Annotated in this window: 20 protein-coding genes and 1 riboswitch; of the genes, 12 read left to right on the forward strand and 8 right to left on the reverse strand. The window is 57.4% G+C overall.

Features of this window, described 5'->3' with window-relative positions; all coding sequences use genetic code 11:
* Positions 1–27 precede the first annotated feature (27 nt).
* A complete protein-coding gene (locus IFU29_RS09420; protein ID WP_118665494.1) occupies positions 28–417 on the reverse strand; it encodes a tautomerase family protein in 390 nt (129 codons plus the stop codon).
* Between the two features lie 150 nt (positions 418–567).
* On the opposite strand from IFU29_RS09420, the gene IFU29_RS09425 reads away from it, so the two are divergent.
* From IFU29_RS09425 to mug, 4 genes are all read left to right on the forward strand, one after another.
* Positions 568–1,488, forward strand: a complete 921-nt coding sequence (locus IFU29_RS09425; protein ID WP_191933707.1) for a LysR substrate-binding domain-containing protein — start codon at positions 568–570, stop codon at positions 1,486–1,488.
* Between the two features lie 123 nt (positions 1,489–1,611).
* Positions 1,612–3,156: a methyl-accepting chemotaxis protein gene (locus IFU29_RS09430; RefSeq protein WP_191933708.1), complete on the forward strand. Its 1,545-nt coding sequence runs from the start codon at positions 1,612–1,614 to the stop codon at positions 3,154–3,156.
* Positions 3,157–3,307: 151 nt separating this feature from the next.
* Complete coding sequence (locus IFU29_RS09435) at positions 3,308–4,342, forward strand: tartrate dehydrogenase (protein WP_191933709.1); 1,035 nt, start codon at positions 3,308–3,310, stop codon at positions 4,340–4,342.
* Between the two features lie 52 nt (positions 4,343–4,394).
* Positions 4,395–4,913 (forward strand): G/U mismatch-specific DNA glycosylase, encoded by a 519-nt coding sequence (mug, locus tag IFU29_RS09440; RefSeq protein WP_191933710.1) that lies wholly within the window; start codon positions 4,395–4,397, stop codon positions 4,911–4,913.
* A gap of 57 nt (positions 4,914–4,970) precedes the next feature.
* On the opposite strand, the gene rpoD is transcribed toward mug, so the two are convergent.
* The 3 genes from rpoD to rpsU all read right to left on the reverse strand — a co-directional run bounded on the left by rpoD (position 4,971) and on the right by rpsU (position 9,552).
* Positions 4,971–6,812 carry an RNA polymerase sigma factor RpoD gene (rpoD, locus tag IFU29_RS09445; protein WP_191933711.1) on the reverse strand — a complete coding sequence of 614 codons (1,842 nt, stop codon included), beginning with the start codon at positions 6,810–6,812 and terminating at the stop codon, positions 4,971–4,973.
* 312 nt (positions 6,813–7,124) lie between these two features.
* On the reverse strand, positions 7,125–8,870 hold the full coding sequence (gene dnaG / locus IFU29_RS09450) for a DNA primase (RefSeq protein WP_191933712.1): 1,746 nt from the start codon (positions 8,868–8,870) through the stop codon (positions 7,125–7,127).
* A gap of 466 nt (positions 8,871–9,336) precedes the next feature.
* Complete coding sequence (gene rpsU / locus IFU29_RS09455) at positions 9,337–9,552, reverse strand: 30S ribosomal protein S21 (protein ID WP_001144069.1); 216 nt, start codon at positions 9,550–9,552, stop codon at positions 9,337–9,339.
* Positions 9,553–9,856: 304 nt separating this feature from the next.
* On the opposite strand from rpsU, the gene tsaD reads away from it, so the two are divergent.
* Positions 9,857–10,870 (forward strand): tRNA (adenosine(37)-N6)-threonylcarbamoyltransferase complex transferase subunit TsaD, encoded by a 1,014-nt coding sequence (gene tsaD, locus IFU29_RS09460; RefSeq protein WP_191933713.1) that lies wholly within the window; start codon positions 9,857–9,859, stop codon positions 10,868–10,870.
* A gap of 12 nt (positions 10,871–10,882) precedes the next feature.
* On the opposite strand, the gene plsY is transcribed toward tsaD, so the two are convergent.
* Entirely contained in the window at positions 10,883–11,503 is a 621-nt protein-coding gene (gene plsY / locus IFU29_RS09465) for a glycerol-3-phosphate 1-O-acyltransferase PlsY (RefSeq protein WP_191933714.1), read from the reverse strand.
* A 107-nt stretch (positions 11,504–11,610) separates the two neighbouring features.
* On the opposite strand from plsY, the gene folB reads away from it, so the two are divergent.
* Both folB and bacA read left to right on the forward strand, forming a co-directional pair.
* Entirely contained in the window at positions 11,611–11,970 is a 360-nt protein-coding gene (folB, locus tag IFU29_RS09470; RefSeq protein WP_191933715.1) for a bifunctional dihydroneopterin aldolase/7,8-dihydroneopterin epimerase, read from the forward strand.
* A 142-nt stretch (positions 11,971–12,112) separates the two neighbouring features.
* Positions 12,113–12,934, forward strand: a complete 822-nt coding sequence (gene bacA, locus IFU29_RS09475; RefSeq protein ID WP_191933716.1) for an undecaprenyl-diphosphate phosphatase — start codon at positions 12,113–12,115, stop codon at positions 12,932–12,934.
* Positions 12,935–12,970: 36 nt separating this feature from the next.
* Here the strand turns inward: bacA and IFU29_RS09480 are convergent, their stop codons facing one another.
* On the reverse strand, positions 12,971–14,191 hold the full coding sequence (locus tag IFU29_RS09480; RefSeq protein WP_191933717.1) for a multifunctional CCA addition/repair protein: 1,221 nt from the start codon (positions 14,189–14,191) through the stop codon (positions 12,971–12,973).
* A gap of 138 nt (positions 14,192–14,329) precedes the next feature.
* Positions 14,330–14,950 carry a TIGR04211 family SH3 domain-containing protein gene (locus tag IFU29_RS09485; RefSeq protein WP_191933718.1) on the reverse strand — a complete coding sequence of 207 codons (621 nt, stop codon included), beginning with the start codon at positions 14,948–14,950 and terminating at the stop codon, positions 14,330–14,332.
* Between the two features lie 255 nt (positions 14,951–15,205).
* On the opposite strand from IFU29_RS09485, the gene IFU29_RS09490 reads away from it, so the two are divergent.
* From IFU29_RS09490 to hldE, 3 genes are all read left to right on the forward strand, one after another.
* Positions 15,206–16,510, forward strand: a complete 1,305-nt coding sequence (locus IFU29_RS09490) for a CYTH domain-containing protein (RefSeq protein WP_191933719.1) — start codon at positions 15,206–15,208, stop codon at positions 16,508–16,510.
* A gap of 42 nt (positions 16,511–16,552) precedes the next feature.
* The gene (gene glnE, locus IFU29_RS09495; protein ID WP_191933720.1) at positions 16,553–19,387 is read left to right on the forward strand and encodes a bifunctional [glutamate--ammonia ligase]-adenylyl-L-tyrosine phosphorylase/[glutamate--ammonia-ligase] adenylyltransferase; all 2,835 of its coding nucleotides are present in this window, start codon (positions 16,553–16,555) and stop codon (positions 19,385–19,387) included.
* An 89-nt stretch (positions 19,388–19,476) separates the two neighbouring features.
* Complete coding sequence (gene hldE / locus IFU29_RS09500) at positions 19,477–20,913, forward strand: bifunctional D-glycero-beta-D-manno-heptose-7-phosphate kinase/D-glycero-beta-D-manno-heptose 1-phosphate adenylyltransferase HldE (protein WP_191933721.1); 1,437 nt, start codon at positions 19,477–19,479, stop codon at positions 20,911–20,913.
* Positions 20,914–20,959: 46 nt separating this feature from the next.
* Here the strand turns inward: hldE and ubiK are convergent, their stop codons facing one another.
* A complete protein-coding gene (ubiK, locus tag IFU29_RS09505) occupies positions 20,960–21,247 on the reverse strand; it encodes a ubiquinone biosynthesis accessory factor UbiK (protein WP_062744352.1) in 288 nt (95 codons plus the stop codon).
* Positions 21,248–21,394: 147 nt separating this feature from the next.
* Positions 21,395–21,544, forward strand: a riboswitch (FMN riboswitch).
* Positions 21,545–21,652: 108 nt separating this feature from the next.
* Between ubiK and ribB the strand changes: the two genes are divergently transcribed.
* Both ribB and ygiD read left to right on the forward strand, forming a co-directional pair.
* Positions 21,653–22,309, forward strand: coding sequence for a 3,4-dihydroxy-2-butanone-4-phosphate synthase (ribB, locus tag IFU29_RS09510; RefSeq protein WP_137270184.1), 657 nt, complete (start codon positions 21,653–21,655; stop codon positions 22,307–22,309).
* A 313-nt stretch (positions 22,310–22,622) separates the two neighbouring features.
* On the forward strand, positions 22,623–23,408 hold the full coding sequence (gene ygiD / locus IFU29_RS09515; RefSeq protein ID WP_191933722.1) for a 4,5-DOPA dioxygenase extradiol: 786 nt from the start codon (positions 22,623–22,625) through the stop codon (positions 23,406–23,408).
* The last annotated feature ends 94 nt before the right edge of the window (positions 23,409–23,502 follow it).

Raw genomic sequence — 23,502 nt, forward strand, 5'->3', positions numbered from 1 at the left:
CGGCAGGCTGCCGGGGAGTCACTCGTTTTACAGCTCGCCGGTCAGGTACTGTGCCACGCCGTTGCCAAAGCTCCAGTCACCCTTATCGTTGGTGATAAAGGTGATCATCACGTCTGACGGCAGAATGCCGCAGCTCTCCTTCAGTTCCCGACACAGTTCGGCCATAAAAAACTGCTTCTGCTCGCTGCTGCGCGGGCTGGTAAACACCCGCACCATCACCAGGTTATCGCTACGCTGTAGTCCGAGGCCGGTATCTTCAAACACCATCTGATAGCCTTTGTTTTCGTGAACAATCTGATAGCGATCGCGCTCGGGGACGTTAAACGCCGCCAGAACCGCACGGTGTGCCGCATCCAGCAGTGTTTTCAGCTCTGACTCGGAACGACCCTGAATGACATCAAACTGAAGTAGTGGCATGGAAACCTCGGCGTTGTGGGTGAATAACAGGATTTAACCGGATGCGACGGCGTAAGGGCTGCCGCGATCTCAGGGGGCCAATTTACCCACAATCCGCGCCGGGAAAAAGCGCTATACTTGAATTGATTATTTACTATAGTGAACAATGCCATGAAAGAACTGAAAACGGATGCGCTGTGGACTCATCTGCACTGGCTGACGGTGCTGGCGGAGCAGGGGACCTTTACCGCCGCGGCAGAACGGCTGGAGGTGAGCAAGGCCGCGATGTCGGTGAAGATCAAAGAGCTGGAACAGCTGGCCGGGGTACCGCTGGTGACGCGCACCACGCGCAGCGTACGTCTGACCAGCGCGGGTGAAAAGCTGGTAGACGACCTGCGCGGGCCGTTTGCGCAGATTGAACAGAGCTTCTTCGGCGTGCGGGATTCTGCCGGTCCGTTACGCGGGCTGGTGCGCGTGACTGCGCCGGTAGCCTTTGCCCGCCAGCAGCTGGTGCCGCATATGACCGCTTTCCTGCGTGAGCATCCCCAGGTGCGCATTCAGCTCGAAGTGTCTGACCGTCTGGTGTCACTGGCCAGCGAAGGTTTTGACCTGGCCATTCGCCACAGCAACAGCCTGCCGGAGACACACGTCGCCCTGCCGCTGTGCCGCACCCACGCGGTCGTCGTCGCCTCCCCGGCGTATCTGGCCCGCTATGGTCATCCGTCCCGCCCGCAGGCGCTGAGTGAGCATCAGTGCCTCTATTATCCCCGCGGGGTGGAGACGCCCCGCTGGCGCTTCCAGCCGCTGGCCGGCGGCGAATCCGTGACGGTGAACGTCAGCGGCCCTTTTGCCACCAATAACAGCGAGTCGATCCGCGATGCCGCGATGGAGGGGCTGGGTATTGCGCTACTGCCGGACTTCAGTGCCCAGGCGGCGCTCAGGGAGGGCGCGTTAGTGCAGTTACTGCCGCAGTGGCAGACGGTGGGGGCATTTGCCGACACGCTGTACGTGGTGCGCCCGTGGTCTGCTCAGGTTCCGCGTGCCGTCAGCGCGTTCATTCACTGGCTGCGTGAAGCCTTTGCCAGCGGCTGAACGGTGCAGTCGCTGTGCGCTGACGCACAGATTATATAAAATTTGTTAAAGCTTTCGTAACACCCTGCCGACAACCCCTGCTTAATTCCTGCAATTTCCCTACATTCATAACAAGGTCGTTATATGCATACCCACCCGCCTGTGACTCAGCAGGAGTATCCGCTCGATGATGATACGACCCTGATGACCACCACCGATGCCCGTAGCTACATTACCTACGCCAACAGCGCGTTTATTGAGATAAGCGGCTACGATCGCAGTGAGATCGACGGCCAGCCGCATAATCTGGTCCGCCATCCTGATATGCCCGCAGCCGCCTTTGCCGATATGTGGGCCACGCTGAACCAGGGACTGCCGTGGACCGGACTGGTGAAAAACCGCCGTAAAAACGGTGACCACTACTGGGTTCGTGCCAATGTTGTGCCGGTGATCCGTAACGGTGAAATCCAGGGGCATATGTCAGTGCGCATCAAGCCTACGGCGGAGGAGGTACAGGGGGCAGAAGCCCTGTATCAGAAGATGAATCAGGGCAAGATGAAAGGCTGGCGTCTGCACCGGGGCCTGCTGCTGCGCAGCGGCTGGCTGAGGGGACTAAGCCTGCTGAAAACCATGCCGCTGCGCTGGCGTCTGCACAGCGCGGTGCTGGCCCTGTGGCTGCCGCTGGTGGCCGCTGCCGCAGCGGCAGGCCTGGCGGGGGTCCCGCTGGGCGGCTTTACGCTATTTTCTGCGCTGATAGCGCTGCTGGTGGATCTCTGGCTGCAACGCCAGATTGCCAGGCCGATGGCGGCCGTGTGTCGCCAGGCGCTGAATGTTGCCACCGGAGCCAATCCGCATGTTGAGCATATGGACCGGGTGGATGAGATCGGCACGACGCTGCGCGCGGTGGGTCAGCTGGGCCTGATGTTCCGCTGGCTGCTGAATGACGTCAGCGACCAGGTGTTGGACGTCCACCGGGCCAGTGACGAACTGGCGCGCGGCAACGATAAGATCAGCAGCCATACTGAACAGACGGCCGCCAGCGTGCAGCAGACCGCCAGCACCATGAACCAGATGACCAGTACGGTGCAGCGCAACGGTGAAAGCACTGAGCAGGCCAACCAGTTCTCGCGCACTGCCAGCAGTGCCGCCGTCAAAGGCGGTGAAGTGATGCAAAACGTGGTGGTGACAATGGATGAAATTGCCGACAGCTCCCGCAAAATCGCTACCATTACCGGCCTGATCGACAGTATTGCCTTCCAGACGAATATCCTGGCGCTGAACGCCGCGGTGGAAGCGGCACGCGCTGGCGAACAGGGTAAAGGGTTTGCCGTGGTGGCTGGCGAGGTCCGTAACCTGGCGCAGCGCAGCGCGGGTGCAGCCAGTGAGATCCGTCAGCTGATTGCGGCCAGTAATCTGAAGGTGCAGTCCGGGGCCGGGCAGGTCCATGAGGCAGGCAAAGCCATCGGGGATATTGTGGAGAAAGTGCAGAACGTGACCGAGCTGCTGCAGCAGATCAGCGTGGCGACCGCCGAGCAGGGGGCGGGCCTGGGCGAAGTGGGTCAGGCGGTGGAGGCGCTGGATCGTCTCACGCATGATAACAGCGCACTGGTCAGCGAGGGAGCGCTGGCGGCGCAGCGGATGAAACATCAGGCAGAGCGCCTGGTCGAAGCGGTCAGCGTCTTCCGCTGACCACGGTCGGCGCAGGCGCGGGTTCCTGCCGGCTGCTCCGTCGGCGTATTCGGCAGCTTATGCCGCTGCGCCACATGAAAAAAGCAGCACAAATGCGTCACCTGGGCGAAGATGTCATTCTGATGGTTATCTTATTAATCGAAGGAGTGTCATGAAAAGCTATCAAATAGCCCTGATCCCCGGTGACGGCATCGGCGTGGACGTGACGAAAGCCGCATGGCAGGTGCTGGAGCACAGTGCCGGTCGCTTTGGTTTTGCCCTGAGCGGTGAGACGTTCCCGTGGTCCTGTGAGTATTATCTGCAGCACGGAGAAATGATGCCTGAAGACGGCATCCGTACCCTGAGCCAGTTTGATGCTGTGCTGCTGGGAGCCGTCGGCTGGCCCGAAAAGGTGCCGGATAACGTGTCGCTGCACGGCCTGCTGCTGCCGATCCGCAAGCAGTTTGACCTGTATGCCAACGTGCGCCCCCACCGCCTGCTGGCAGGGGTGGAGGGGCCGCTGCGTAAAAGTGAGTTTGATATTCTCTGCATTCGTGAAAACACCGAAGGCGAGTACAGCGGTGCCGGCGGGCGCATTCATCAGGGCACTCCGGCCGAGGTGGCGGTCGAAACGTCGATTTTCACCCGGCGCGGTGTGGAGCGCATTCTGCGGTACGGCTTTGAGATGGCGCAGCAGCGCAGTAAGCGGCTGGCGTCGGTGACCAAATCGAACGCGCAGAAGTACACCATGGTGATGTGGGACGAGGTCACCGAAGAGGTTGCTCGTGACTACCCGGATGTGACGGTTAATCGCTACCATATTGACGCTATTGCGGCGCGCATGGTGATGAACCCGGAAACCCTGGACGTGATCGTCGCCTCCAACCTGTTTGGCGATATCCTCACCGATCTCGGCGCGGCCATTCAGGGCGGCCTGGGCTATGCCGCTTCTGCTAACCTCAATCCCGATCCGTCAGTCCCTTCCATGTTCGAGCCGGTGCACGGTTCCGCGCCGGATATTGCCGGACAGGGCATTGCCAATCCGATTGCCGCCATCTGGTCGGCGGCAATGATGCTGCAGCATCTGGGCGAGACGGATGCGGCGGGAGCCATTCTTCGCGCGGTGGAAACGGTGACGGTGCAGCATCAGCCGGATCGCGGGATGAAAACGGAAGAGATTACCGCAGCGGTCATCGCTGCGTTATGATTGTTCAACGGGCTCCCGTACCGGGGGCCTGCTGTCAGGGAGACCTCCGATCGTGGAAGCGCACGGCATCACCGATATTATTCAGCCCGGCCTGCGGGTGCTGTTCTGCGGCATCAACCCGGGCAAGTCCTCTGCCCATACCGGGTATCATTTTGCCCATCCCGGCAATCGCTTCTGGAAAACCCTTTTTCAGGCCAGGTTCACCTGGACGCAGCTCCGCCCGGAGCAGGAACAGCAACTGCTGGAGACCGGCTGTGGCATCACCATGCTGGTTGAGCGGCCCACGGTGGTCGCCACCGAACTGGCCGGTAGTGAGCTGCGCAGCGGCGGGCAGGCGCTGATGGAAAAGATTGAGCGCTACCAGCCTGCCGCACTGGCGGTGCTGGGCAAACAGGCCTATCAGCAGGCGTTCCGGCGCAGCAAGGTTGAGTGGGGCAGGCAGCCGCTGACGATGGGGAATACGGAAATCTGGGTGCTGCCTAATCCGAGCGGATTGAACCGGGCGTCACAGGATGCGCTGACGGCAGCCTATGCGGAGCTGGATCTGGCGCTCAAGGCGCGGGGAATATAGTTTTTCATTAAAAAAAATGGCCCCTCATTGAGGAGCCATCTTATCGCGCCGATCCGCTTAATCGTCGAGGAAGCTGCGCAGCACTTCAGAGCGGCTAGGGTGACGCAGCTTACGCAGCGCTTTCGCCTCAATCTGACGAATACGCTCACGCGTTACGTCGAACTGTTTGCCCACTTCTTCCAGCGTGTGGTCGGTATTCATATCGATACCGAAACGCATACGCAGTACTTTGGCTTCACGCGCGGTCAGACCGGCCAGCACGTCGTGCGTGGCAGAACGCAGGCTTTCTGACGTGGCAGAGTCCAGCGGCAGCTCCAGCGTGGTGTCTTCGATAAAATCACCCAGATGTGAATCTTCATCATCACCAATCGGCGTCTCCATAGAGATAGGCTCTTTAGCAATTTTCAGCACCTTGCGGATTTTATCTTCCGGCATCAGCATACGCTCCGCCAGCTCTTCAGGCGTCGGCTCTCGGCCCATCTCCTGCAGCATCTGGCGCGAAATACGGTTGAGCTTGTTAATTGTCTCAATCATATGCACCGGAATACGGATGGTACGCGCCTGGTCAGCGATCGAACGGGTGATCGCCTGACGGATCCACCAGGTGGCATAAGTTGAGAACTTATACCCACGGCGATACTCAAACTTATCCACTGCTTTCATCAGACCGATGTTACCTTCCTGAATCAGATCCAGGAATTGCAGACCACGGTTGGTGTACTTCTTGGCGATAGAGATAACCAGACGCAGGTTAGCCTCAACCATCTCTTTCTTCGCACGGCGCGCTTTCGCTTCGCCGATCGACATACGACGGTTAATGTCTTTTACCTGTTCAATCGTGAGGCCAGTTTCCGTTTCGATCTGCTGTAGCTTCATCAGACTACGGTGTACGTCATCTGACACATCGTTCAGCTTCTCTGACCACGGCTTATTCATTGCCAGTGCCGCTTTGAACCAGGTTTCGCTGGTTTCATTGCCGGTGAACAGGGTAATGAAGTTCTTCTTCGGCATCTTACAGATTTCTACGCACAGCTTGAGGATCAGGCGTTCCTGAGTACGGACGCGATCCATCATGGTGCGCATGCTGTTGACCAGGAAGTCGAACTGCTTCGGCACCAGGCGGAACTGCTTGAACACGTCGGACAGATTCTGAATCTCAGCAATAGCATCAGCGTGGCTGCGGCTTTTCGCTTTAATGACGGTGCGGGTGGTTTCGTACTGTACGCGCAGGTCATTGAATTTCTCACGCGCCAGTTCCGGGTCGATGCTGTTGTCATCGTCCGAACTGTCGTCGTCAGACTCTTCGTCTTCTTCTTCGTCATCACGCTCTTCAGCGGAAAGTTCAGAACCCACGTGAGTCGCAGTAGGGGCGATCTCTGCTTCGGCATTCGGGTCGACAAAACCGGTGATCAGATCGGACAGGCGAGCGTCGCCCGCTTCAACACGGTCGTACTGCTCAAGCAGGTAAGTAATCGCTTCAGGGTATTCAGCAACGGAACACTGTACCTGGTTGATACCCTCTTCGATGCGTTTGGCAATATCGATCTCGCCTTCACGCGTCAGCAGTTCAACCGTCCCCATTTCACGCATGTACATGCGCACCGGGTCGGTGGTACGTCCGATTTCAGATTCTACGCTGGATAATACCTGAGCAGCCGCTTCGGCAGCGTCTTCATCCGTGTCGTTATTGTTCTCATTCAGCATCAGATCATCGGCATCAGGCGCTTCTTCTACAACCTGAATGCCCATGTCGTTGATCATCTGAATGATGTCTTCAATCTGATCGGAGTCGACGATATCTTCCGGCAGATGGTCATTGACCTCGGCATAGGTCAGATAGCCTTGCTCCTTACCACGGGTGACAAGTAGCTTAAGCTGTGACTGCGGGTTTTGCTCCATAAGACGGTATCCACACTTCTGTTAAATTAGATTGGTGTCGGGTCGGCTAACATGCCAACAATAACAGTGAGGGCGTTTGGATTATTGCCGCTGCCCGTCATGGCGGCCGTCAGGGTCTACCTGACTCGAATTCGGCACTTAAGCCGCTTTGATCGTTGTCGAGGCTATCGCACTTGCCATTTTGAACCCCGGCTGTGCTCGCAGTCCTCACGTACTTCAGTACGCTCCGGGTGCTGCGCGCAGGTGGTGTCCAAACTGACTGCGCCGATAACGTCTCTGAATTTTGTGTAATAAGGTCAAAACCTTATTCATTTACTGTTTCTTCAGCGCCTGGCTCAGCGTCCAGAACTCGCGACGCTCTTCTGCGCTCAGGACGTGCGTGCGGTCGCGGGCGATCAAATCTTCAAGCCTGCGTTCCAGCGCGTTGTCATACATACTGCCCAGCGCGTCCTTAAACATGGTTTCCACTTCGTCATCTACGATCATGTGGTTCCATGTTGCCAGGGTTTCAAGGCTCTGGCTAAATTTTGTTCCGCGATATAATTCTAGTAGCTGTCCGGTGGTCAGGCCAGGTTGTGCTGCGCAAGTGCTTACTAACTCAACGAACAGCGGAAAACCCGGCAATTCTGACTGCTCCAGCCCTTCCAGAGAGGGCACCATCATCGCCAGCTGCGGATTCTGTATCAACAGCCCAATAAGTATACGCATGGTTGTGCGTTTTAGCTGAGGCTGCGCGGGCGGTTTCGCATTTTCCGCTTGCTTCGGCATCAGCTTTTCCAGCTGGCTGTCATCAAGAATGCCCAGCTTATTACCCAGTTCCTGCCGCAGGTAGATGCGCAATGTCTCACCCGGCACCTGACTGATTAACGGCAGCGCCAGCGTACTGAGCTGCGCTCGTCCATCCGGGGAGCGCAAATCCACCTGAGGCATCAGGGTGTCGAACAAAAACGTGGAGAGCGGCATTGCCTGCTCCATCCGCGTTTCAAATGCCTCTTTCCCCTCTTTACGCACCAGCGTATCCGGGTCTTCACCGTCGGGCAGAAACATAAAGCGTAGCTGACGACCGTCATTCATGTAAGGTAACGCGGTTTCCAGCGCCCGCCATGCGGCCTCGCGGCCTGCACGGTCGCCGTCATAACAGCAGATCACCGTATTGGTCGAGCGGAACAGCAGCTGGATATGCTCTGCCGTGGTGGAAGTACCGAGGGAAGCCACCGCATAATCCACGCCAAACTGAGCCAGCGCCACCACATCCATGTAGCCTTCGACCACCAGCAGTTTAGTGGGTTCCGGATAGTTTTTTAGTGCTTCATACAGGCCGTATAGCTGGCGACCTTTGTGAAAAATATCGGTTTCCGGTGAGTTAAGGTATTTTGGCATTGCGTCACCCAGCACGCGGCCACCAAAACCAATCACCCGCCCACGCTTGTCGTGGATAGGGAACATCACCCGTTCGCGGAAGCGATCGTAACTGCGGCCCTGCTCGTTGGTGACGAGCATCCCGGCATCGATCAGTGACTGGCGGTCATCGGGATTACGGCCAAAACGTTTGAGCGCATTATCCCAGCCTGCCGGGGCGAAACCGATAGAGAAATGTTTTATTACGTCGTCGCTCAGCCCACGCTGAGACAGATAGTCGCGCGCGGCAGATGACGTGCTTTGTGTCAGCGACTGCTGATAAAATTCACTCAGCCCCGTCATTAGCTGATACAGGCTCTGACGCTGATGACGTTCGAGCTGGCTGGGGCCGCTGCCGCTTTCGTACGGCACTTCCAGCCCGTAAAGCGTGGCCAGCTCTTCAATGCTTTCCACAAACTCCAGCCGATCGTAGTTCATCAGGAAGTCGATGGCGTTGCCGTGCGCACCGCAGCCAAAGCAGTGATAAAACTGTTTTTCACCGTTAACGGTAAAAGAGGGCGTTTTTTCATTATGGAAAGGACAGCATGCGTGGTAATTCTTGCCCTGCTTTTTCAGCTTTACCCGGGCATCAATAAGATCCACGATATCCGTGCGCGCAAGTAGGTCATTGATAAATACGCGTGGAATGCGTCCAGCCATAAATCCCCTTCATCTTTCTGCGTCTGGCTGCGTTGGCTGCTGTCATTCACCCCGGTCACTGACTGATGTCAGCTCCCGGGGATTCATGCCATTGCCGCCTTGCCAGACACCGAAATCTATTGGGGATAATTCCCTTCATCTTTCTGCGTCTGGCTGCGTTGGCTGCTGTCATTCACCCCGGTCACTGACTGATGTCAGCTCCCGGGGATTCATGCCATTGCCGCCTTGCCAGACACCGAAATCTATTGGGGATAGCTCCCTTCATCTTTCTGCGTCTGGCTGCGTTGGCGGTTTTTCAGCGCCTGGCTGTATTGACGTTTATGAACCAAAACAGTGCGTTACAGGGAATTCCGCTGTAGGGTCTATTTTTGGTTCATAAACGACAACAAGCCGCGCATTCCTTTCGGAAGCACGGCCTGAATACTACTAACTTGTCTGTGAAGCGTGAGGGTGACCCCTCAGGATATTAGTACAGACGAGTGCGGCGTGCGTTTTCGCGAGCCAGTTTCTTCGCGTGGCGTTTTACTGCAGACGCTTTAGCGCGCTTACGTTCGGTAGTAGGTTTTTCATAAAACTCACGACGACGAACTTCAGCCAGAACGCCTGCTTTCTCACAAGAACGCTTGAAGCGACGCAGTGCAACGTCGAATGGCTCGTTTTCACGTACTTTAATTACCGGCATGTAACTCTCACCTCGATAAATTCGGTTTTGCTGCTGACATCGGTGCCAGCTCATTTCAAAATGGTGCGGAATTTTACTCCAACACAGGCTTCGTTGTAAAGCACCATAGCATTAAGTAACCAACAGATACGCCTGTGCGGCTGCCGGTTTTTTTCAGGGGACTGATTATACACGAATCCTCCTGGCCTGGTGCGAAAAAAAACACCTTATTGCTCAATGCGTAATCGCCCGGCAGGTAAATTACCGGAGCGGATATGCGCCTTCATGCTACACTGCGCGCCGCAAGAATGAGGTAAAAAAAGCCATGCGTGTTCTCGGAATTGAAACATCCTGCGATGAAACCGGTATTGCCATTTACGACGATGCTGCCGGTTTGCTCGCCAATCAACTTTACAGCCAGGTCAAACTCCATGCCGATTACGGTGGCGTGGTGCCGGAACTGGCCTCGCGCGATCACGTGCGGAAAACCGTGCCGTTGATCCAGGCGGCGCTTCAGGAAGCCGGACTGCAGGCGAAAGATATTGACGCTGTCGCCTATACTGCCGGTCCTGGCCTGGTGGGTGCTCTGCTGGTCGGGGCGACCATTGGCCGCTCGCTGGCGTTTGCCTGGGATGTGCCGGCCATCGCCGTGCATCATATGGAAGGCCACCTGCTGGCACCCATGCTGGAAGAGAATCCACCGGCTTTTCCATTCGTTGCTCTGCTGGTGTCCGGTGGGCACACGCAGCTCATCAGCGTTACCGGTGTGGGGGAATACACTCTGCTGGGTGAGTCGGTAGATGATGCGGCTGGTGAAGCGTTCGATAAAACGGCCAAGCTGCTGGGGCTGGACTATCCCGGCGGCCCCCTGCTGTCAAAAATGGCACAGCAGGGGGTAGAAAAACGCTTTGTCTTCCCGCGACCGATGACCGATCGTCCGGGGCTGGATTTCAGCTTCTCAGGCCTGAAGACCTTTGCCGCAAATACCATTCGCGATAACGACGACAGCGATCAGACCCGCGCTGATATTGCGCGGGCGTTTGAAGATGCGGTGGTGGATACACTGGCTATTAAATGCCGGCGTGCGCTCGATCAGAGCGGTTTCAAACGTCTGGTGATTGCCGGAGGCGTCAGCGCGAACCGCACGCTGCGCAGCAAGCTGGCGGAGATGATGCAGAAGCGCGGCGGGGAAGTGTTCTATGCCCGTCCTGAGTTCTGTACTGACAATGGCGCGATGATCGCCTATGCCGGAATGGTGCGGTTGAAAGGTGATACCCCCGCCGGACTCAGCGTGACGGTTCGCCCGCGCTGGCCGCTGTCTGAACTGCCGGCGATTTAATCCTCCACGGGGTCAGGACTTTTCCGGCCCCTGCGTTTTCTTCTTTTTCTTCTTCCAGATCTTATTTTCCTGCCCGCGCCACAGGCGCTGAATATTGTCATGATGACGTAACAGGATCAGGCAGGAGAGCATCGCAACCGGGAAGGTAAACTGCGGTTTAAACCACCAGACGTAGAAGGGCGCAATCAGCGCGCTGACAATCGCCCCCAGCGATGAATACCCGCTCAACAGTACAGTCAGCAGCCAGGTACCGGTCATCAGGCCAGTCAGATCCCAGCCGATCGGTGCGATCGCCCCAAAGGCTGTCGCCACCCCTTTACCGCCTTTGAAGTGGAAGAACACCGGATAAATATGGCCAAGGCAGGCGGCAATGGCGGTCAGACCCAGATACAACGGCGTGAGGCCGAGGTGATAGGCCAGCCACACCGGCAGCATCCCTTTGCATACGTCAAACACCAGTACCGTAATGGCCGCACCTTTGCCACCGAGGCGCAGCACGTTGGTGGCTCCGGGATTACCCGATCCGTTGTGGCGTGGGTCTGGCAATCCGAACAGTCGGCAGACCAGAATCGCACTGGAGACAGAGCCACACAGATAAGCGAAAATGATCATGCCAAGCGCGAATACACTCATAACACCGTTCCGTCTTGTTGGGGTCGTCTTAAAGTCAGCATCTGTGGATAATACGCATAAACCGCCGGCGATGGTATCCGGCAACCACAAAAACAGAGAGACATAACATGGATATCGTATTTATTGATCAACTGTCGGTTATCACCACCATTGGCGTTTACGACTGGGAACAAACGATTCAGCAGAAGCTGGTGTTCGATGTCGAAATGGCCTGGGATAACCGCAAGGCCGCTGCCAGTGATGATGTTAACGACTGCCTCAGCTATGCTGATGTATCAGAAGCCATTATTCACCATGTCGCTCAGGGTAAGTTTGCCCTGGTCGAGCGCGTGGCAGAAGAAATTGCTACGCTGCTGCTGACCCGTTTCGCTTCGCCGTGGGTGCGAATTAAAGTCAGTAAACCCGGGGCTGTCGCCCAGGCGTTGCAGGTCGGTGTCATCATTGAACGCGGGACTAATCCGAAATAATTCCATTTTGATTGCCATCACAATGAAACCAAACCACATTATGCTCTGTCTTAAGGTTGCCCTGATGATGTCAGGGCACAATGGGCGGGAGCGTTAAGCGACCGCCTTTTTAATGGTTTTAACAGGGTTAGGGGCAGATTTGATGGCAGATATTCATCAGCTATGGGTGGCAGCAATACTTGGGATTGTTGAGGGGCTGACGGAGTTTCTCCCCGTGTCTTCTACCGGACACATGATCATTGTCGGTCATTTGCTGGGATTTGAAGGTGAGAAGGCGGAGACCTTTGAAGTTGTCATTCAGCTCGGATCGATTCTCGCCGTTGTGGTGATGTTCTGGCGTCGTCTGTTTGGCCTGATTGGCATTCACTTCGGTGAGATGAAACACGAAGGAGTCGGGCAGGGTAAACTGACCTTGATCCATATTCTGCTGGGGATGGTGCCGGCGGTGGTGATTGGCCTGCTGCTGCACGACAAAATTAAGACGTTGTTTAATCCGGTCAACGTGATGTACGCGCTGGTGGTGGGCGGTGTGCTGCTGATCGCGGCAGAATTGCTGAAGCCTAAGCAGCCTAAGGCGGTTGGCGTGGACGACATTACCTATCGTCAGGCGTTTATCATTGGCTGCTTCCAGTGTCTGGCGCTATGGCCGGGCTTCTCCCGCTCGGGTGCCACCATTTCTGGCGGGATGCTGATGGGCGTCAGCCGCTATGCTGCCTCGGAGTTCTCCTTCCTCCTTGCTGTACCGATGATGATGGGGGCCACCGGCCTGGATCTCTACAAGAGCATGGGCTTCCTGACGATGGCTGACTTCCCGATGTTTGCCGTCGGCTTTGTCACCGCGTTTATCGTGGCGCTGATTGCGATTAAGAGCTTCCTGCACATTATCAAGCGCATCTCGTTTATACCGTTTGCCATCTACCGCTTTATCGTGGCCGCTGCGGTCTACGCGGTGTTTGTTCTGTAAGCTGAACGGGGGCAGGCCTGCCTGACCCCGGCCATGCTACAGGGCTCTCCAGTTCTCCAGCGCCGCCACCCGGCGGCGCGTGAGCTCTTCCCTCACTTCCGCCCCTTTGAATCCTGCCTCTACCACCTCTCTGGTCGATACCGACTGCACCACCCGCCAGGCTTCGCGCAGGTAATCGCCTTGCGGATAAGGATTATTTTCGAAACCGGTCCGCCCGCGGGCATCGGCTTCGCTGGTCAGGGCAATCTGCTCTACGCGATGCGGTTTACGCCAGGCGTCCAGCCGGTCAAACAGCGCCACCAGCGTAGCCGCCGGATGATTCTGTACCGTATGCACCAGATCGTGAAACTCGGTGACTAACAGCGCCAGATCACGGGTGGCATTGGGAATGCGCAGGCGTTCACACAGGGCGGCCACCAGCGGCACGCCTGCCGGGCCATGCCCGTGATGGCTTGGCCACTTCTCCGGAGGCGTCAGCGCCTTGCCCACGTCGTGAAACAGCGTGGCAAAACGGATATCCACCTCGGGACTGAGCTGTGCGGCTATCGCCAGCGTCATCAGCGCATGAACCCCGGTGTCGATTTCCGGATGCCATTTTGCCGGAGCCGGAACGCCGTACAGGTTATCCAGTTCCGGGAACAGCACTGCCAGCGCACCGCAGTCTCGCAGCACCTGGAAAAACACCTGCGGATTTTGCGTCTGCAGCGCACTTTCCGTCTCTTTCCAGACGCGCTCCGCCGTCAGATGCGCCAGTTCGCCGCTGCTCGCCATTGACGCCATCAGCGCCAGGGTTTCACCGGCAATATGGAAGTTAAGGTGGGCATAGCGGGCCGCAAAGCGCGCCACGCGCAGTACGCGCAGCGGATCTTCACTGAAGGCTTCAGAGACGTGGCGCAAGACCCGATTTTCCAGGTCTTCCCGCCCGCCGTAGGGATCATAATAGTGACCAGCGGCATCCTGAGCGATGGCGTTAATCGTCAGATCGCGGCGGGCCAGATCCTGCTCCAGGGTAACATCCGGTGCGGAATAGCAGACAAAACCGGTATAGCCGCTGCCGGACTTACGCTCGGTGCGGGCCAGCGCATACTCTTCATGGCTGTCCGGGTGGAGAAATACCGGGAAGTCACGGCCAACCTGCTCAAAGCCCTGTGCCAGCATCTGCGCGGGAGAGGCACCCACCACCACCCAGTCTTTGTCTTTTATCGGCAAATTCAGCAGTCCGTCACGCACGGCGCCACCGACAAGGTATGTTTTCACTGGGGTCTCCAAAGGCTGCGGGTCAGAATAAACTGAACATGAATTGTCACACTATAACATTCATGTTGCATGAATGATAAATTGCGGGCAACGCAAAAAGGGCATCCGCAGATACCCTCGGGTGTCGCGCCAGTCTGGTCAGTTCATCCAGCGGTCGCTTTTCTTCCTGCGCGGGATCATATGCGGTAACAGCAAGCCCAGCAGCAGGCCGACGCCGGCCACGCCACCCCCGTACATAAACCACTGCATGATAATGGTGCGCTGTTTGTCATCAAGCTGAACATTGGCGGCGTCGACTTTCTTCTTGGCCACGATAAGCTGGTTTTTCAGCTGCTGATTTTCTTCTTTCAGGCTGTTAATGGCGTTGTCGCTTCCCGCCACCTTTTTTTGCATATCGGCGGTGCGTTCATTCCAGCTACCGTCGATATTGGCCAGTTTGGCCGTCAGGACTTTGACCTGTTGTTCCAGTTCGGGCACACGGGTGCGCAGGCTGGGCTGCTGGCTGAGTTGCGTCAGAGGGATCCAGGTCGTACGGCCCTGGCTGTCACGGATCTGGCCATATTTGCTGTTGTCATTCGTTTGCAACAGCGTCACTTCTTCGCCAGCGTTTAAGGTGCCAACCAGACGATAATCATTACCCGGCCCGCTGCGGACCCAGGTGGTCAGTTCGTCGGAAATGTAGCGTTTCTCTTCGGCGTGGACGGTTGCCGCAGCGCTCATCGTGAGCAAAGTCAGACCAATGAGGTGAGTGATTTTCATTCGAACTCTTTTTGCATAAGGGCTGTAAAAATGTAATTGCACAGTCTGGAACGGCCTCACACAAAGCTGAATGAGAACTATCCTGGTCTCAGGCGGCTTGAGACGCTGTGCGCGAAAGCGTAATAAAGCAGAGACAGTGTTGTCTCTTGTGCATTATTCTTGGTGGCTATAGCAGTACGATCGCCCGCCATCTTTGCGAGCATTATCAGATACCTTAACCGTTTACTCAGCCGTTAACGACGTAAATAAGACATTATGACCATAGAAATCGAATTAAAGTTCATTGCCGTTCCAGAAGCGGCCGAAAAAATTGCCAGTAAGCTTACCGCCTGGCCACATCAGCATTCCGCCGGTCAGGCATTGACCAATATTTACTTCGAAACGGCTGACAGTCAGCTGCGGCGCTGGGATATGGGGCTGCGTATTCGTGGCTTTGGTGACCGCTATGAAATGACGCTGAAAACCGCCGGTCAGACTATCGGGGGGCTGCATCAGCGCCCGGAATATAACGTTGCACTGGCAGCACCGACGCTGGATATTCAGCAGTTACCAGCCGATGTCTGGCCCGCCGGGACGGATGTGGCGGCCCTGCAAACGCAACTCGCTGCGCTGTTTAGCACCCATTTTACACGCGAGAAGTGGGTGGTCACTTACCTGCAAAGCGAGATTGAAGTTGCATTTGACCGGGGAGAAGTGATCGCTGGTGAACGTAGCGAGCCGCTGATGGAAGTGGAGCTGGAGCTGAAAAGTGGCCAGCGTGACGATTTGCTGGCCTTTGCCGCCGAACTGGCGACGATTGAAGGCCTGCGGCTGGGCAGCCTCAGCAAAGCGGCGCGTGGGTATGCACTGGCCCAGGGCGATCTCCCGCGAGCCTTACGTCCGGTGCCACTGCTGAAGGTCAGACCGAAGGCAACGGTAGAAGAGGGGATGCGGGCGGCCTTCCTGCTGGCATTAACCCAGTGGCAGTATCATGAAGAGCTGTGGCTGCGCGGTAACGCCGCCGCGCTGCATGAGGTGAAGGATGCGCTGGAAGTACTGCGTCAGACCTTCTCACTGTACGGTGCGCTGGTGCCGCGCAAGGCCAGCAGTGAGCTGCGTCAGAAGCTGACTCAGCTGGAAGAGGCGCTGCTTGAAGACAATCCTGAAGCGCAGCGGATCTGTTTCAGCCCGCTCTGGCTGCAAACGCAGTTAGCGCTTACTCACTGGATAGCCACTGAACGCTGGCGTCAGTTTGTCGATCAAAAGGCAGATACCAAGCTGCAGGGGTCGTTCAAACGCTTTAGCGACATCATGCTGGGCCGCATTGCCGCCGACCTGAAAGAGACCTTCACCCATCTAAACCATTCGGGTGAGTATCAGGACAAGCTGACGCGCCTGCATCGTCAGGTACTGGCCGTGCATCTGCTGGCGGGTGCCTACGATCCGGCGGCCGTCAACGCCTGGCTACAGAGCTGGAAGCAGCTGCAGGAAGCGATTGTGAAACAGCAGGAAGTCTGGCTGGATGGCCACCGCCAGCAGGCCCTGAAACAGGCGGCTTTCTGGAAAAATGGCAGCCTTTAACCCGTTGCGGGGTCATTCGATTCTATAGGGAGTGTTTATTGTATGGTGCCATCATTAACTCAGCCACTGCCGGTCGTCATGCAGCAGCAGAGCGCGTTGCTTGATCCATTATTCAGCGATGCCTCCGCAGCGCAGCAGGCGGTGCTGGCGTTCAGCGATTTTATCAGTGATAACCTGACAAAATATCCCGCCTGGTGGCAGCAGCTCCGGCAGCAGCCACCGCAGCAGGATGAATGGCACCATTATCCCCTCTGGCTTCAGGCACAGCTGGCGAACGTGCAGGATGAGAACACGCTGATGCGTGAGCTGCGCCTGTTCCGCCGCCATATGCTGACGCGCATTGCCTGGATGCAAACTCTGGCGATCAGTGATACGCAGCAGTCTTTGCGGCAGCTGAGTGAGCTGGCGGAAACCCTGATTGTTGCCGCCCGCGACTGGCTTTGGCAGGCCTGCTGCCGCGATTTTGGCACCCCGATGAACGCCGCCGGGGAACCGCAGCCGCTGTTAATCCTCGGCATGGGCAAGCTGGGGGGCGGTGAGCTTAACTTCTCTTCCGATATTGATCTGATTTTCACCTGGCCGGAAAACGGCACGACCCGGGGCGGACGGCGCGAGCTGGATAACGCCCAGTTCTTTACCCGGCTTGGCCAGCGCCTGATCAAAGTACTGGATCAGCCTACCGCCGACGGCTTCGTGTATCGCGTGGATATGCGCCTGCGTCCCTTTGGTGACAGCGGGCCGCTGGTGCTGAGTTTTGCCGCGCTGGAGGATTATTACCAGGAACAGGGGCGCGACTGGGAACGCTATGCGATGGTCAAAGCGCGTCTGATGGGCAGCGACAATGACCGCTGGAGTGAAGAGCTGCGTCAGATGCTGCGGCCGTTTGTCTTCCGCCGTTATATTGACTTCAGTGTGATCCAGTCGCTGCGAAATATGAAAAGTATGATCGCCCGGGAAGTACGGCGACGCGGGCTGAGGGATAACATCAAACTGGGCGCGGGCGGCATTCGGGAAACCGAATTTATTGTCCAGGTGTTCCAACTGATACGTGGCGGTCGCGAGCGTTCGCTTCAGCTGCGCTCCCTGCTGCCGACGTTGGAGGCCATAGGCCAGCTAAATCTGCTGTCATCAGAACAGGTCGCCCAGCTGCACGATGCCTACCTGTTCCTGCGGCGTCTGGAAAACCTGCTGCAAAGCATCAGCGATGAGCAGACGCAGACGCTGCCGGGCGGCGAGCTGGATCGGGCGCGTCTGGCCTGGGCAATGGGCTTTGCCGGCTGGACGGCCTTACAGGATGCGCTCGACCGGCATATGCTGGCGGTGCGCACCATCTTTGACGATTTGATCGGTGACGATGCCCCGGAACACGGCGATAACCGTGAAGCCGGGGAGTATGGCGTGCTGTGGCAGGATCAGCTGGAAGAAACCGAGCTGGAGCCGCTGGTGCCGCATCTTGATGGTACCGCCCGCCAGCATCTGCTGCGCACTATCACCGATTTTCGTCAGGATGTGGATAAGCGAACGATCGGCCCGCGCGGCCGCCATGCGCTGGACCAGCTGATGCCGCGCCTGCTCAGTGAAGTGGTGCCGCGCGATGATGCCCCGGTGACCCTCGGTCGCCTGACTCCGCTGCTGCTGGGTGTCGTTACCCGCAGCACCTATCTGGAGCTGCTGACAGAGTACCAGGGCGCGCTGAAACACTTAATTCGCCTGTGTGCCGCTTCCCCGATGGTCGCCAGCCAGCTGGCGCGGCATCCGCTGCTGCTGGATGAACTGCTCGATCCGGCCACCCTCTATCAGCCCACGGCAACCGATGCCTACCGCGATGAGCTGCGTCAGTATCTGCTGCGCATTCCGGAAGAGGATGAAGAGCAGCAGCTGGAAGCCCTGCGCCAGTTTAAGCAGGCGCAGCACCTGCGCATTGCGGCGGCGGATATTGCCAAGACCCTGCCGGTAATGAAAGTGAGCGATCACCTTACGTGGCTGGCGGAAGCGATGATTGAATCCGTGGTGCAGCAGGCATGGAATATGATGGTGCTGCGCTACGGACGACCTTCCCACCTGACGCGTGACGATGAACGCGGTTTCTCCGTGGTCGGGTACGGCAAGCTGGGGGGCTGGGAGCTGGGCTACAGTTCTGACCTTGATCTGGTGTTCCTGCACGACTGTCCGTCGGACGCGGTGACGCTGGGTGAGCGCAGTATTGACGGCCGTCAGTTCTATCTGCGTCTGGCGCAGCGCGTCATGCACCTGTTCAGTACGCGCACCTCCTCTGGCATTCTTTATGAAGTCGACGCCCGCCTGCGTCCGTCCGGTGCGGCGGGGATGCTGGTCAGCACCTTTGATGCGTTTGATGAATATCAGCGGCATGAGGCCTGGACCTGGGAGCATCAGGCCCTGGTGCGGGCGCGCATCGTCTTTGGCGATGCCGCCCTGAGCCAGCGATTCGACCAGATCCGACGCGGTATTCTGTCGCTACCGCGTGAGCCTGAAGCACTGAAAACGGAAGTGCGTGAAATGCGCGAGAAGATGCGCGCCCACCTCGGCCACAAGCATAAGGGGCGCTGGGATATCAAAGCCGATCGCGGCGGTATTACCGACATTGAGTTCATTACCCAGTATCTGGTGCTGCGCTACGCTGCGCAGGATCCGATGCTCACCCGCTGGTCTGATAATGTGCGCATTCTTGAGCTGCTGGCCAACAGCGGCAAAATGGCGGCCGCCGAGTCGGAAGCGCTGACCCATGCCTATGTCACGCTGCGCGATGCGCTGCACCATCTGGCCTTACAGGAGCTGCCGGGGCATGTCGAAGAAGACGCTTATGCCCGTGAAAAAGCGGTGGTGAATGCCAGCTGGCAGACATGGCTGGGGGCCTGATATTACCGTGCAGACGCGATGATTAGTCACTGACACTATTGTGCTATTATCGCGCGCACTCATTTTTACTGCAGTCTGGAGTCTCTGGAATGAAAATTACACTGCCTGATTTTACGCGTGCGGGTGTGTTGGTGGTTGGCGATGTGATGCTGGATCGCTACTGGCACGGCCCGACCAGCCGTATTTCACCTGAAGCACCGGTACCGGTGGTAAAAGTCGATCACGTGGAGGAGCGTCCGGGTGGTGCCGCTAACGTCGCCATGAATATTGCTGCACTGGGCGCGCAGTCACGGCTGGTGGGGCTGACCGGCGTTGATGACGCCGCGCGTGCGCTGAGTGCGACCCTCACCGGTGTCAACGTGCAGTGTGATTTTGTCCCGGTACCGACCCATCCGACCATTACCAAACTGCGCGTGTTGTCCCGTAATCAGCAGCTGATCCGCCTTGATTTCGAAGAGGGATTTGAAGGCGTCGATCCGGCACCGATGCACGAGCGCATCGAACAGTCGCTGCCGAAAATAGGTGCGCTGGTGCTGTCAGACTACGCCAAAGGTGCGCTGGCCAGCGTGGAGACGATGATCGCCCTGGCCCGTAAAGCCGGTGTTCCGGTGCTGGTCGACCCGAAAGGCACCGACTTTGGACGCTATCACGGCGCAACGCTGCTGACGCCGAATCTTTCCGAATTCGAAGCGGTAGTCGGCAAGTGTACGAGCGAAGACGAGATTGTTGAGCGCGGCACGAAACTGATGTTACAGCATGCGCTCTCTGCGCTGCTGGTGACGCGTTCAGAGCACGGTATGACCTTGCTGCAGCCGGGTAAAGCCCCGTTCCATATGCCAACGCAGGCCCAGGAAGTATTTGACGTCACCGGGGCAGGCGACACGGTGATCGGCGTGCTGGCGGCGGCGCTGGCGGCCGGTAATACCCTCGAGGAGAGCTGTTTCCTCGCCAACGCGGCGGCCGGTGTCGTGGTCGGCAAGCTGGGGACGTCTACCGTATCCCCGGTCGAGCTGGAAAATGCGATCCGCGCCCGCCCGGAATCCGGTTTTGGCGTGATGGATGAAGCGCAGCTGATTGCTGAGGTGGCGAAAGCCCGTCAGCGTGGCGAGAAAGTGGTGATGACCAACGGCGTCTTCGACATTCTTCACGCCGGACACGTCTCCTACCTGGCCAATGCCCGTAAGCTGGGCGACCGGCTGATTGTGGCGGTTAACAGCGACGCGTCAACCCGCCGCCTGAAAGGCGAAACCCGTCCGGTTAACCCGCTGATCAATCGTATGATCGTGCTGGGTGCGCTGGAAGCGGTGGACTGGGTGATTGGCTTTGAAGAAGACACCCCGCAGCGCCTGATTGCTGAGGTTCTGCCCGATCTGCTGGTCAAAGGCGGCGACTACAAGCCGGAAGAGATTGCCGGCAGTAAAGAAGTGTGGGCTAACGGCGGTGACGTGCGGGTGCTCAATTTCGAAGACGGTATTTCGACCAGTAATATCATCAAAACGATTATCTCGGGAACCGGGAACCACTAATCGTCGACGGCTGCCCGGGGAGGGCAGCCGTATACTGCGTTGTCACTTATTCCGCTGCTTTTGGCTCGGTCACCGCAGGAACCGGAGCCGGAGAGACCCGGCTTTCCAGTTCGGCCAGACGCTGTTCAAGCGCGGCCAGCTTCTCGCGGGTGCGCAGCAGCACCTGAGTCTGTACGTCAAACTCTTCGCGGTTCACCACATCCAGACGGGTCAGCTGAGCCTGCAGCGTCTGACGGATTTTCTTCTCTACATCATCGCCAAACTCACGAATACCTTTCGGCATGGACTCATGAACCTGACGGGCAAGCTGTTCGATTTTTTTTGGGTCAAGCATAGCGGCTTCCTGATAGCAGCGAATTTGATCTTAGTGTAATGCCAGATGGCTCAGGTATAAACCTGAAAACGCCAAAGCGAAAAAATGGATATCAATTTGCCCGTTTTGTTCGTTGCTCTGTCACTTTTTCAGCGTTATGATGAATTTGCTTATTCTCAGGGCGGGGCGAAATTCCCCACCGGCGGTAAATCAGCGTTTGCTGAAAGCCCGCGAGCGCTTCAGGATCACTCCTGAAGGACAGCAGATCCGGTGTAATTCCGGGGCCGACGGTTAAAGTCCGGATGGGAGAGAGTAACGGATCATGACGGGCTTTTGCCTGCCTCGCGTTATTTTTTTGTCACTGCATGACACTCCTAAGCACGCCCTGGTTCTGGTAACCCATACATTTATTAAGGTTTATTTACCATGAATCAGTCGCTACTTTCTGAATTTGGCACGCCTGAACAGCGTGTAACCCGTGCCATCGAGGCGCTGCGCGAAGGCCGCGGTGTGATGGTCTTAGACGATGAAGATCGTGAAAACGAAGGTGATATGATCTTCGCTGCGGAAACCATGACCGTTGAGCAGATGGCGCTCACCATTCGTCACGGTAGCGGTATCGTCTGCCTGTGCCTGACCGAAGAACGTCTGCAGCAGCTTGAGCTGCCGATGATGGTTGAAGATAACACCAGCGCCTACGGCACCGGTTTTACCGTGACCATCGAAGCCGCGAAAGGCGTCACCACCGGCGTGTCGGCTTCCGACCGTCTGACCACCATCCGTACGGCAATCGCAGATGACACGAAACCAGACGATCTGAATCGTCCGGGGCACGTATTCCCGCTGCGCGGCCGTGCCGGTGGCGTGCTGACCCGCGGTGGTCACACCGAAGCCACTATCGACCTGGTGACGCTGGCAGGCTTCAAGCCGGCAGGCGTGCTGTGTGAATTGACCAATGACGATGGTTCCATGGCGCACGCGCCGGAAGCTATCGTGTTTGCCAAACAGCACAATATGCCGGTTGTGACCATCGAAGACCTGGTGGCATATCGTCGTAGTCACGAGACCCGCCAGGCCAGCTAATCCCCGTCATACTTCAGGCTATGGGTGCGTTGGCTTTCCTCGCGCACCCCAGTCACGTACTGATGTACGCTCCCGGGGATGTGCTGCGTGGCCGCCTGCCCTAACCTGAATTATTTAGGGGAGCATTCTCCGTCATACATCAGGCTATGGGTGCGTTGGCTCTCCTCGCGCACCCTGCTTTTAATCTGCTCTCTTCCTTCCATTTGTCCCTTCAAATTTTCTGACTATCTTCGTCAGGGTTATCCTGGTTCATCCGTGGCAAAAAGCGCGTAATGTGGACTGCATTGAACAAAAACTTTGCTGGAGTCACACCATGAGCCATACACGAATGCCTGCTCTGTTCCTCGGTCATGGCAGCCCGATGAACGTGCTGGAAGAGAATATCTGGACGGAAACCTGGCGAGAACTGGGCAAAACCCTGCCGCGTCCGAAGGCAATTATTGCCGTCTCGGCACACTGGTACACCCGGGGTACGGCCGTTACGGCGATGGAAAAGCCGCGCACGATCCATGATTTCGGCGGTTTCCCCCAGGCGCTGTTCGACACCCGCTATCCCGCCCCGGGTTCCCCGGCGCTGGCCCGCCAGGTGGCGGAAGCACTTTCGCCGGTGGCAGTGGAGCTGGATCAGGAATGGGGATTCGATCACGGTTCGTGGGGCGTGCTGATCAAAATGTACCCGCAGGCCGATATTCCGGTGGTCCAACTCAGTGTGGATGCAACCAGACCGGCGGCTTATCACTTTGAACTGGGCCGCAAGCTGGCTGCGCTGCGTGAGCAGGGCGTGATGATCGTCGCCAGCGGCAACGTGGTGCATAACCTGCGCATGGTGCGCTGGAGCGGGGAGGCGGAAGCCTGGCCGTGGGCAGAGTCCTTCAACCAGTACGTGCGCGAAAATCTGAGCTGGGAAGGTGAATCAGAGCAGCACCCGCTGATCAACTTTATGCAGCATGACGGGGCCGCGCTGTCTAACCCGACCCCGGAGCACTATCTGCCCCTGCTGTATGTGCTGGGTGCGCGTGCGGAAGGTGAGGCAATTACCATCCCGGTCGATGGTATAGTGATGGGTTCACTGAGTATGCTGTCGGTACAGGTAGGTTAACAGGCAGAAGCGGAAGGTTGACCGGAAAAGGTCATCCGTAAACAGGATGAGACCTGCGACAGAGGGCAGCCAGATAAAGGGCCGCCCTCTGCAT

The organism is Erwinia persicina, assembly GCF_014838825.1.
Taxonomy (GTDB): domain Bacteria; phylum Pseudomonadota; class Gammaproteobacteria; order Enterobacterales; family Enterobacteriaceae; genus Erwinia; species Erwinia persicina_A.

Coding starts and splice junctions, on each gene's coding strand:
- IFU29_RS09420 (WP_118665494.1), bottom strand. CDS start 417: ATGCCACTACTTCAGTTTGATGTCATTCAGGGTCGTTCCGAGTCAGAG.
- IFU29_RS09425 (WP_191933707.1), top strand. CDS start 568: ATGAAAGAACTGAAAACGGATGCGCTGTGGACTCATCTGCACTGGCTG.
- IFU29_RS09430 (WP_191933708.1), top strand. CDS start 1,612: ATGCATACCCACCCGCCTGTGACTCAGCAGGAGTATCCGCTCGATGAT.
- IFU29_RS09435 (WP_191933709.1), top strand. CDS start 3,308: ATGAAAAGCTATCAAATAGCCCTGATCCCCGGTGACGGCATCGGCGTG.
- rpoD (WP_191933711.1), bottom strand. CDS start 6,812: ATGGAGCAAAACCCGCAGTCACAGCTTAAGCTACTTGTCACCCGTGGT.
- dnaG (WP_191933712.1), bottom strand. CDS start 8,870: ATGGCTGGACGCATTCCACGCGTATTTATCAATGACCTACTTGCGCGC.
- rpsU (WP_001144069.1), bottom strand. CDS start 9,552: ATGCCGGTAATTAAAGTACGTGAAAACGAGCCATTCGACGTTGCACTG.
- tsaD (WP_191933713.1), top strand. CDS start 9,857: ATGCGTGTTCTCGGAATTGAAACATCCTGCGATGAAACCGGTATTGCC.
- plsY (WP_191933714.1), bottom strand. CDS start 11,503: ATGAGTGTATTCGCGCTTGGCATGATCATTTTCGCTTATCTGTGTGGC.
- folB (WP_191933715.1), top strand. CDS start 11,611: ATGGATATCGTATTTATTGATCAACTGTCGGTTATCACCACCATTGGC.
- bacA (WP_191933716.1), top strand. CDS start 12,113: ATGGCAGATATTCATCAGCTATGGGTGGCAGCAATACTTGGGATTGTT.
- IFU29_RS09485 (WP_191933718.1), bottom strand. CDS start 14,950: ATGAAAATCACTCACCTCATTGGTCTGACTTTGCTCACGATGAGCGCT.
- IFU29_RS09490 (WP_191933719.1), top strand. CDS start 15,206: ATGACCATAGAAATCGAATTAAAGTTCATTGCCGTTCCAGAAGCGGCC.
- glnE (WP_191933720.1), top strand. CDS start 16,553: ATGGTGCCATCATTAACTCAGCCACTGCCGGTCGTCATGCAGCAGCAG.
- hldE (WP_191933721.1), top strand. CDS start 19,477: ATGAAAATTACACTGCCTGATTTTACGCGTGCGGGTGTGTTGGTGGTT.
- ubiK (WP_062744352.1), bottom strand. CDS start 21,247: ATGCTTGACCCAAAAAAAATCGAACAGCTTGCCCGTCAGGTTCATGAG.
- ribB (WP_137270184.1), top strand. CDS start 21,653: ATGAATCAGTCGCTACTTTCTGAATTTGGCACGCCTGAACAGCGTGTA.
- ygiD (WP_191933722.1), top strand. CDS start 22,623: ATGAGCCATACACGAATGCCTGCTCTGTTCCTCGGTCATGGCAGCCCG.